Annotated in this window: 6 protein-coding genes; 3 read left to right on the forward strand and 3 right to left on the reverse strand. The window is 44.0% G+C overall.

Annotated features, from left to right (window positions below; translation table 11 throughout):
* Positions 1–152: 152 nt before the first annotated feature.
* The 3 genes from F6K38_RS14395 to F6K38_RS14405 all read right to left on the reverse strand — a co-directional run bounded on the left by F6K38_RS14395 (position 153) and on the right by F6K38_RS14405 (position 5,748).
* On the reverse strand, positions 153–3,440 hold the full coding sequence (locus F6K38_RS14395) for a patatin-like protein (protein WP_287356800.1): 3,288 nt from the start codon (positions 3,438–3,440) through the stop codon (positions 153–155).
* 41 nt (positions 3,441–3,481) lie between these two features.
* The gene (gene murD / locus F6K38_RS14400) at positions 3,482–4,894 is read right to left on the reverse strand and encodes a UDP-N-acetylmuramoyl-L-alanine--D-glutamate ligase (RefSeq protein WP_008182378.1); all 1,413 of its coding nucleotides are present in this window, start codon (positions 4,892–4,894) and stop codon (positions 3,482–3,484) included.
* A gap of 227 nt (positions 4,895–5,121) precedes the next feature.
* Positions 5,122–5,748 (reverse strand): Uma2 family endonuclease, encoded by a 627-nt coding sequence (locus F6K38_RS14405; protein ID WP_287356801.1) that lies wholly within the window; start codon positions 5,746–5,748, stop codon positions 5,122–5,124.
* Positions 5,749–6,582: 834 nt separating this feature from the next.
* On the opposite strand from F6K38_RS14405, the gene F6K38_RS14410 reads away from it, so the two are divergent.
* The 3 genes from F6K38_RS14410 to F6K38_RS14420 all read left to right on the forward strand — a co-directional run.
* A complete protein-coding gene (locus F6K38_RS14410; RefSeq protein ID WP_287265537.1) occupies positions 6,583–7,059 on the forward strand; it encodes a nucleoside deaminase in 477 nt (158 codons plus the stop codon).
* 155 nt (positions 7,060–7,214) lie between these two features.
* Positions 7,215–9,755, forward strand: a complete 2,541-nt coding sequence (lon, locus tag F6K38_RS14415) for an endopeptidase La (protein WP_287356802.1) — start codon at positions 7,215–7,217, stop codon at positions 9,753–9,755.
* A 683-nt stretch (positions 9,756–10,438) separates the two neighbouring features.
* Positions 10,439–10,887, forward strand: a 449-nt coding sequence (locus F6K38_RS14420; protein WP_287356809.1) for a cupin domain-containing protein, incomplete at its 3' end; no start/stop codon positions are given.

Raw genomic sequence — 10,887 nt, forward strand, 5'->3', positions numbered from 1 at the left:
CATCATTCAACTCCAATTCCCCTCCCGTTATACCCGTTCGCGCAGCGTCGGGCTTTGCCCGAAAGGGTTAGCGGGAGATGGGGCAAACAGCTATGGGTTGACGTAGTGTCTCGAAAGGAGAATCGCTACGTCAACGCACACATACTTGATAATTAATCCTTGATAATTAATCGCTCTTCTATAGCTTTCCAAGGATTCCCTAAAAGCCAAGACAACACCCCAGTAAGAAATGCGATCGCAAACCATACCCATGACCGATATATTATAATAACCACAGACAGGATAGCAATCAGCAACAAGGCTACTTGCACTACCAGGGAAATCAACTTCTGGCGACTACCATCACCCTTTTTAATCCCTGATGATTGGCTAATCTGTTGCCACCAATAAAATAGTTCTAAGGATTTATTCAAGACTTGATAGATCAAACTACTACCGAAGCCTGGAGTGCGATCGCCTAATACAGTGATCAGCATATCTCGCAGAATCAGGGCAGCTCGGGTAGCGAGATTTGTGAGGATAGTACTGGGAATATCATTTGAGAATGTCTCTGAACCCACCTGGTAATGGTTGAGAAAGAACTTTTCTTTACCCTGGGGTAAGGAGTCAATGCTTTTCCTAGCTAATTCCTGAGCTGCTAGTAGACTAATGGTTTCACTAAAACTACCCTCAACTAGACTATACTGGGGTATTGTGGTTTGACTTGTGGTTAGACTATCGTTAGGAGCAGCAGGTTGAACTCGCTGGTTACTCCACTCTAGTTGTTCAGAAATTTCATCTTCAATCACATTCTGTAGGTCAGTGCTGAGAATATCACGATGTCCTTCCAAGACTAAATCATCCAGTATTGTTTTAATATCAGCTTCAGAAAGATCTGGATTAGGAGTTGCCAGCTTACGTAGATGATCTTTAATTTTATCCTGGTGATCAGCCGTAGCGTTAGGGAAAGACTCTTGAATTAAAAAATCTAAGTACTGTTCTTTAAACTGATCAAATTCTTCTCCCGCTTCAGGAATGTTATATTCTTGAGCTTGTCGTTTCAAAAAATTAGGAAACTTAGCAATACCTTCAGGAGTAAGTAAAGCTTCCACTATCCGGTTTAATCCGTCTAAGCGCCCCCACATAATATCATTGGAACGCCAAGACTTTTTAAAGAAACCGCCAAAAGCATTTAAGGTATTTCCCGCGAGTTTACTATCTAATTTTTGCCCTTTACCAAAACCTAGCTGAGCATCATCTGGACTAATCCGAATCGTCTCGATCAGGTCTTTTTCCTCAATTTCAGATAGATACTCAAAGGGATACAGAACTTGATCGAGTTCTCGAAATCGTTTAAAACGAGTCAATATTTCTTCAGACTGATTTAGCCCACTTAGTTCAATGAATTTTTCTGATGCTTCCTCTATCTTGCACAAAACGGAGGAGTATTGTTTTCCATTATTTTCATTATCGTTATCTTTATATTTTTCAGCAAGCCAGATTTTTTGAAGTTGATTTGGTTCTTGCTCTAGTTGATTAACTTTTTGCTGAAATTGTTCAAAAATGCTGGAAATTAGTGGCTGGGGCAACCAGTCCATGGTGGTTTTTCCAACTGTCTGGGTTTCAGATTTAGCAGCTAATTGTTCTGCTGCTTCTGGTAATTTTTGCAATAAATAGGCTGGGACTTTTTCTAAATAAGATTGCTGATGGTTTTGTGGTACAAATTCTGCTAGCCCCTTAGCATCGAGCAAGAAACGGTATAACCGGAGTAGACGGTTGTAAATCTGACTACGCAGATTATCCGTAGACTCTGAACTTTGATTCGTTTGAAAGGATGATATCAGGTCATAGAAGGATTGACTAACCTGGGGATGATTCAACAGCTTAGTTAATGCCATCTTAAGGACTTCTAGGAGTTTAATGTGACGACCTAGCCTTAAGGCTAGGGATTGGAGCGTTTTATACTCTGATAATGATGGCTCCTGATTCATCAACTGACAAACTTTTTTAACGATATAGAAGTGCTTCCTTAAGGCATATTCGATATCGAGATTGCTAATCTGTTGACTAGGGTCTTGGAGAATAATGTCGTGATTTTCCCGTTTTTCCGGTTCAGTAATGTGTTGCGTCAGTAGCTTAGCTATTTGATCTAAAAGGACTTGCTTGTTTAAGGTTTCTTGGTAAGATTTGGTGCTACTGACTTGAGACATTCTCAAGACTAGAGGTAATGTGCGATCGCGTAAGCTAATCAGACGACTACGCCAATAAATTCCCGTCTCAACTGGGAGCGTTGTCTGTTGGGAGTTGTCAGCCTTAGCAAATAAGGGGGATTCCGCATCTGCTAGTAGAGACTGGTAGCGCTGGATTTTCTGGTTACGGTCTTTGATTAACCCCAAATCATTACTAATACTTTCATAGGTCGGTATTCCTAACAACGACTCCTGGATCACCTCCCAGACATCAGGCTTTGGCATCTGATTAAACTTTTGGCTGCCAGCAAAATTATCTGGACTGGGATCGATATAAAATAACTTGCGCTCAACTGGATAATAGTCGGCACGATAATACATTTCTTTGATGGTATAACTGAAAGGCCGATTATCTAGCACCCCTCCATCCACAAAGTGCAATTGATACCCACCGGTTGGAGGGGTTTCCGGTAACTTGCGATTGTTAAGGATTCCCCATTCTACTAACTTGGCATCGACCTGATTGCTAGGATTATCTAACTCAACGGTAACTACAGGGAAGGCAACTGGAAAACACGATGTAATGCGACACAGTTTTGCCAGAGCTTGATAGGTGTCTTTGACAGTGGAATGGTTTGGGTTTAAATTGGGATTAAAGGGCTCTTTGCGACCTTGACGGTGCTTGAGATGAAAGATAGTGCGGTGGTCTTTAAGATCAATCACCCGTCCGGTATCATCAAAAACGGTATCAACCCGTCCTATAACATCAGTTCCTGTCACAAATAAATCTAATTCATTAAACGAAGATACCCACTCGTCTGAGGGTGCTTTCTTTTTATTAATCTGCCCTTGTTCAAAGGCTTTAGCTAGGGCATCTTGATAGTAGCCCTTGCCATCTAAAATAGATTCCCCATCATTTTTACCTTGACTAAGGCTAGGTTGATGCATGAGCTTGCGGATGTTGCCATTTTCCCGCCAAATTTGGGCAAAGTTTTCAAAATCGATTACTTCATCCTGACTACTATTAGTCAAAGCGTAGCTAAGCAGAACCCCATTAATCCCTCCCGCTGACGTGCCTGAGAGAATATCAACAACAATATCAGAATCGGTGAGAGCTTTAACAAGTTTATAGATACCTCGACCGCGAACAGCATTATAAAATTCTCGGCAAACACCGTTCATATAAATGGCTAGAGAGACTCCACCATAAACCACTAGTCCTAAGCGCAGTTCTCTGCTAAATTCTGGCTTGCGAAAGTTTTGGCTAGACATAACATGGCTCTCCAATTAGGGACGTTACCGTGAGTTACTAGCTAAATAGTACTGAACTGCTGCTGACACAACCTGCGGAAATCATCCCCCCGATGTTCAAAGCTTTGGTATTGGTCAAAGCTAGCACAGGCGGGAGAGAGCAGGACAACACCCGCATTATACTGTTGAGCTAGTTCTGCTGCTCTTGGTACTGCCTTCGCCATAGTTTCCACAATTTCGTAACTGGAGTAGCCAGCTTCCTTAAGGCGTGTTGCAAAAGCAGGTGCAGCTTCACCAATTAGTAAGACAACCGCTGCTTTGAGTTTAATGGTCTCAATCCAACTGGTATCATCACCAGCTTTGGCTTCACCACCAGCAATTAGAATAGTCGGTGCAGCTACTGAGGCTAAACCGACTTGAGCCGCATCATAGTTGGTGGCTTTACTATCATTGATGAAGTCTATCCCCTGCCAGGTAATCACCTTTTCTAGGCGATGGGGCACACCAGGAAACTTGGCAATGGCGGATGCGATCGCATTTTTCTCAATTCCTGCCAATCGTGCTGTTGCCACTGCCATTAATAAATTTTGTCGATTGTGATCTCCGACCATCTGTAAGGATTTCACTGGCAAGATCGGTTCTGAGTCTGCTATCACCCAGTCATCTTGGATGTAAGCCCAAGGTTGAAAATTCCTGTCCCCCTGACCACCTGTGATACTGATCCAATAGGCATCAGGCCAGTAGTTTACGCCCAAATTACCCAGGTAAGGGTCATCCCCATTGATAACTTGTAACTGGGAGCGACGCAGTAAAGATGCCTTGATGTCATAATAGTTTTCCAGGGTTTTGTGGCGGCTGAGGTGGTCAGGGGTCAAGGTTGTCAAGACACCAATACGAGGAGCAAGGTCTTTGGAAGATTCGATTTGGTAACTACTGATTTCCCCAATTACCCAATCGATTGGGGATGTTTCCTGGGCTTTGCCATTGATTTCTGGTGCTAGCAGGAGTTCGCAAGCCGCATAACCGATGTTACCGCAGGCGGGGGCATGGAAACCAGCTTCTTGAAAAATAGCAGCAATCAGGGAGGTGGTAGTAGTTTTGCCGTTAGTACCAGTAACAGCTACCCATGGACAGGATTGGAGATAACGCCAAGCTAGTTCAATTTCCCCTATGGTTTCAATGCCTTGGGTCCTGGCCGCAACTAACACTGGTATATCCCAGGGAACACCAGGACTAACTACAATTAGCTGGGGTAAGTCTGAAGAGTCTAGGGTTAGGGAATAACCCAGTTTAAGGTTAATTCCGTCTCTGGCAAGCTGTTGTTGTTGGTGTTGCCAGTCTTCTGGGGTATAACGTGCAGCGATGCGTTCAGGGCTAGCGGCATCGCTGAGAGTGACATCCCAACCTTCTTTTCTTAGGAGTCTTGCGGCTGCAAGACCTGACCGTCCTAATCCAATAACATCAGCCTTAGGCATACTTTGATTGGTAGTGCATCTGATGGTTTGCCGTTTTAACTATACCAGTTATAGGGGTTTTAACTTGGGTAAGTTACTTACGCCCTTGGGATTTTAGAGAGTAGGGAGTAGGGAGTAGGGAGTAGGGGGAATAAACTTGACTTTATCTTATAAGTATGATTAACGCTATAATTCTTTATTACTTGACATTAATATGACTTAAATATTATCCAAAAATCTCGAATGTTTTAAAAATAGTTCCTTGCCCAATCTCGCACTGTTCGCCGAATTGCCCGCCTACCATCAGCCCGATGGCGCTCAATTAAACTAGGAAGCTCTTGAATCGGTAACTCAGTAAAAATCCTACTCTTTGCTTGTTCTACATACTCACCTTCTTGCAGTAAGTAAATTGTTAGTTTGCCAGAATCATAGCACCATATTTCTGGGACTCCTAAGCGAGAATAGATTGGCAAACGAGGCAGTGATTTACTAGTTATATCAATTTCTAGAGCAAGATCTGGGGGGGGATATTGGTTGAGATCTAAGTCCAACCTGCCTCGAATCGCCGCTTCATTTTGGATATAAAAACAATTATCTGCTTCTAGCCCAGCTAAGCTACTCTCTCGCCGCCAGGTTGTTGACCCTAAACTTTCGTAGTCCAAATCTAGTTCATCTGCCAGGTCTTTAACTAAGTCACCAATCACCTCTTTATAATATTCATGTTCAGGTAAGGGAGTCATAATCTCAATGGTACCATAATCATAGGCTAAACGAGCAGAGCGATGGTCACCTAAATCCAGCAGCAGATTTTCAAACTGTTCCCAGGAAATGTTATGTAAAACCACCCGATCTGCTCTCGGTTTCGTCACTACCATTAGTTTGGTCTCCGAAGCTAATAATAGGTCATTTTTTTATTATATAATTACTCTCTATAGCAGTTATCAATTGGGGAAGTTACAACGTGCTGATAACTGCTAAGCATCCTCTCTATCAAGCTGAGAAAAAAATTTTTTGACAGGGATTGTGGACAATTCAATGTTCCAAAAGAACCGCTTCGCGAACGCAATCGCAACCACCAGCTGATTGAGAAGAACTTCGGTATGGGATTTAAAACTATACATTATATCAAAGATCAACAAAGCTCAACAGATGCTGGGTTTAGCACCCCAAAAACTCCAGCAGCTTCAAGCCTTAGGGGAAGATGGGGATTTGAGCTTGCCATTTGATCCGATAAATTTTAACATAAATTAATGTAAGACAATATTTCTCAACATATTAACTATGGCTACTTCAGAAGAACAACGCAAACAGAAAATCATGGAGCACCTGCAGAAAACTACGGAACTGCCTCAGGAGCAGCCTTCCTTATATTCAGAGGCTAAGAAGCAGATAATTATGGAGCACATCAAAATGACACGAGGTTAAGGCAAACCCCTAGATATTGCGTAGGGTGGGTTAGGCGCGGCCAGGATTTGAGGGATTATCAATCAGTCTTTGAAAGCGCCGTAACCCACCTTCTTCAAATTTCCCTTCGTTCAAGCCAACTTACATTTTTAGAGATGTCAGCCCAGTAGGGTGGGTTAGGCGCGGCCAGGATTTGAGCGATGATCAATCAGTCTTTAAAAGCGCCGTAACCCACCTTCTTAAAAATTGCGCTCCTGACGACTGAGCTATCATGGCAAAGCGAAAATTCTAAACCATGGAAATTCATGACACAGCCTAACAGTCGCTTTATGAATGAGGCAATTGCTCTATCTGTGATCAGCGTTCGCTCTGGAAAGGGAGGTCCATTTGGAGCAGTGGTTGTCAAGGATGGAGAGATTATTGCCAAAGCTCATAATCAAGTCACCTCCACTAATGATCCCACCGCACATGCTGAAATTGTAGCTATCCGTGATGCTTGCAAGGTCTTACAGACTTTTCAACTGACCGGTTGCGAACTCTATACTAGCTGTGAGCCATGCCCGATGTGCCTCGGGGCGATCTACTGGGCTAGGCTAGACAAAGTTTACTATGCCAATACTAAAGCTGATGCCGCTCAAATTGGATTTGATGACCAGTTCATTTACGAGGAATTGGACTTGCCGATAAGCGATCGCAAACTCCCAATAATTCAATTGATGCCGGATGAAGCGTTGAGAGCTTTCCAAGAATGGCAAGAAAAAACCGATAAGGTAGAGTACTAATAATACGCTTTAGCCGATGCGGACATCCAAAAAATACCATAAAATTGAAATACAGGCTAAAGTGAGCTGTTGAGATTGCTTACCTGCTCCCTGCAACCAAAATATCCCGGAGATGGCGAAAGGCAGAACGTGAATCGATGGGAGAGGAAGGTTTTATGGATATCACTGCTAGCGTATTTTCCAGGCAAGAGAAACAGCTGGAAACCAGCTTACTACTTCCCCTGCGCAACATTGTGTTACTGCCAGGGATTACGCTGCCAATCGTAGCAGGTAGGCGTCGTTCTGTGGCAGTAGCTGAGTCAACTATGCTGACTGAGCACAAGCAGCTAATTGTGGCTGCGATTCGCCCAGAAGCCCAGGGGAAACTGGAAGAAGACGAAAAAGCTGAAATTAATAGCCTCGACGAGATCTATCCGGTTGCTACCCTGGCTGTGGTCAAAAAAATAAGCCGACTACCCATCGGACCAGTCCAACTGATCATTGAAGGTCTCGAGCGAGTCCGAATTGAGCAATTAATTCAGACCGAACCCACCTACACTGTTAACTATCAACTCCTGCCTCAAGTTACTACAGAAACAGCGATCGCAGCAGGAACAGAACAACAGACCCTAGCAGCCCTAACTAGTGCGATTCAATCCCTTTGGCAAGAGGCTGCTATGTTAAATTCCAACTTCCCTGAAGAACTTCTAGCAGTCTTATTGCATAGCGATGAGCCAGCGCAGTTGGCTTACCAGACCTCCATCTTGTTACAGCAGGATGTTCCGGAAATGCAGGCAGTGTTAGAGGAGGAAAACCTGGAGATGCTCTTGCGTCAAATGCTGGCGGATTTGAAGCAGGAGGTAGAAGTCCAGCGCCTGCGTAGAGAAATTCTGGGAGAGACGAAAAAGGAAATTGAGGGGCAGCAGCGGGAATTCTTCCTGCGCCAGCAACTGAAGCAAATTCAAGAGGAATTAGGTGAGCTGGATCCCGATAGTCAGGAAATTGAGGAATTGCGGGTTCGGATCAAGGAAGGCCAATTACCGGAAACTGCCCAAAAGCAAGCGAAACGAGAATTAGCTCGCTTAGAACGTATTGGGAATGCCTCGGCAGAAGGTGGGGTGATTCGCACTTATCTCGACTGGTTGTTAGAGATGCCTTGGAACAAGACGGTGCAGGACAACCTGGATCTGCAACATGCTAGGGAAGTCCTTGATGCGGATCACCATGGCCTGACCAAAATTAAAGAACGTATTATCGAACACCTAGCTACCTTCAAGCTCAAACAAATGGCTTGGACTCAGCAGGATCTCGAAACAAGGGATGCTGAACAGCCACAGAAACCAGATCAGCGCTACAGCATCGGTACAGTAATTTGTTTTGCTGGTCCTCCGGGGGTAGGTAAAACCAGTCTAGGTCGCTCGATTGCTCATGCTTTGGGTCGTCCCTTCGAGCGAGTCAGCCTGGGTGGGTTACGGGATGAGGCAGAATTACGGGGTCACCGTCGCACTTATATCGGTGCTATGCCAGGTCGGATTATACAGGCGCTATATCGAGCTGGGGTGAAGAACCCAGTGATTATGCTTGATGAGTTGGATAAGGTGGGCATGGACTATCGTGGTGACCCTGCCTCTGTTTTACTAGAAATCCTTGATCCCCAGCAAAACCATAGTTTCCGAGACCTATATTTGGATTTGGACTTCGATCTGTCCCAGATTATCTTCATTGGTACTGCTAATGACCTATCTCGTGTTCCCCCTCCACTAATAGATCGGCTGGAGATTATTGAATTATCTGGGTATTCCGAACAGGAGAAAATTGCGATCGCTCAGAAATATCTATTGCCTCGACAGATCGAAAAGGCAGGACTGCCAGCTAATGCTGTGGAACTACCCACAGAAACCCTACGCCAGGTGATTGAAAACTACACTCGTGAGGCAGGAGTACGTAAACTAGAGCAACAACTGGGGACTCTGTGCCGCAAAGTTGCCGTTCAGTATGCCAATGGTAAAACTGAGCCAATGGCAATCAATCCGGAACAGTTGGAAGCCTCACTCGGACCAAGGCGCTTTCTGCTCGAACAGATCCGCAAAACTACACAACCTGGAGTAGCCACAGGTCTGGCTTGGACTCTCCAAGGGGGAGAAGTCCTCTTTGTTGAGGCTGTCTTTTTACCCCAGGGTAAAGACTTGATGCTCACCGGTCAGCTTGGGGAAGTAATGCAGGAGTCGGCTCAGATTGCTCGCTCCTATGTCTGGTCTCATGCTGCATCTGTGGGAATTGACTTGAGTGCATTCAAAGATAATGGCTTACACCTCCATGTGCCAGCCGGTGCAATTCCCAAAGATGGACCCTCTGCAGGGGTAACTATGGTAACAGCGATCGCATCCCTGTTGATGAATCAATCGGTACGCACGGATACTGCCATGACCGGAGAAATTAACCTCAGTGGTGAAGTACTCCCCATTGGTGGAGTGCGAGAAAAGGTGTTAGCAGCGCACCGGACTGGTATCAAACGAGTGCTGTTACCGCAACAGAATCAGAAAGACCTAGTTGACGTGCCGGACGATGTGCTTAGCCAAATGGAATTTATTTTATGCGATCGCATTGAACAAGTGTTGGAGAATGCCCTACTCCAGCAACAGGAAGTAAAATCTCATCAAGATTCACGGGATGGTCATCACAGGATAACTAAACTGTTTCAGATGTTTAGTAATTGAATCCAAGGGATCACTTACTCCAAGTATCGAACGATTCACGGCTCTAAAATAACAACTAGCGCCCGCAACCGGTTTCGACTAATGCTGCTGTGGAAAGATTAGACCGAATCTTGGATTATCTGATGCGACGCCATGGAAAACCCTAAAAGTAATCAGGTAAAAGGTAATTTTGTCAACCCCCTAGCGATTAATTACCTACTCCTATTTATTACGTACCTAGAGAAAAATCAAGATTGCTGGTTAAGGTGGAGTATAGGCTGTGGGGTGTAGGGGAATTCAAGGGCTATTTCATATTTCTTTACAAACTCTCCCAGATTAAGTCAATCGCCCCAAACAAAAATGTGAATTATAGGCTGTGGGGTGTAGGAGAATTCAAGGGCTATTTCATATTTCTTTACAAACTCTACCGAATGTAAGTGAATCGTCCCCAAAAAATTTAGATAATCTTAAATTTAAGAGCTAGGGATTGGTAGATAAACTAAACTACAGCTATTCAAAGACTATGCTGCCACTATCTTACTAGATTATTGACTAAAATTATTGAATAAAAGTTACCACTTATAATCCTAACCAATCCTTGGCTTTGAGTTGTCAAAGATTCTCCAACAAGTCTCAAAGCACTTAACTAATTAAATTCTCAATTAACTTCTCAACAGTCAACCCTCAACAGTAATAAATCAACCATGGATAATCGTTGCATGATTCCCGTAGTTAGGTCTCCCAAAGACTACCAAGCTTATCGTATTAGTCCCCAAGATAAAAATCGCTTAGCCATTGTCTTCGATCCAGACAGTGCTAATGCTTCAATAACATTTTGTGTAGAGATTTTTGAGCCAGGAGGAAAGACTCCGCTCCATTATCATAAAATTGGAGTAGAAATGTTCTATATCCTCAAGGGTCAAGGGTTAGCTAGCTGTGATGGCAAAATCGTTACGCTGCGGACTGGAGATACGTTATTAGTTCCGCCTACAGGAATTCATGAAATTAGAAATACTGGGACTGAGCGTTTATATACCCTGTGCTGGATGGTGCCTAATGAGGACTTTGCTGAACTGGTTCGCAGTGGTACACCGGTTGAATTCGATGAAGAGGATTTGAGAGTGCTTGGGCGTCAAGATGTGTTGGTAGCTTG

Source organism: Moorena sp. SIO3B2 (assembly GCF_010692525.1).
In the GTDB taxonomy this organism is placed as follows: domain Bacteria; phylum Cyanobacteriota; class Cyanobacteriia; order Cyanobacteriales; family Coleofasciculaceae; genus Moorena; species Moorena producens.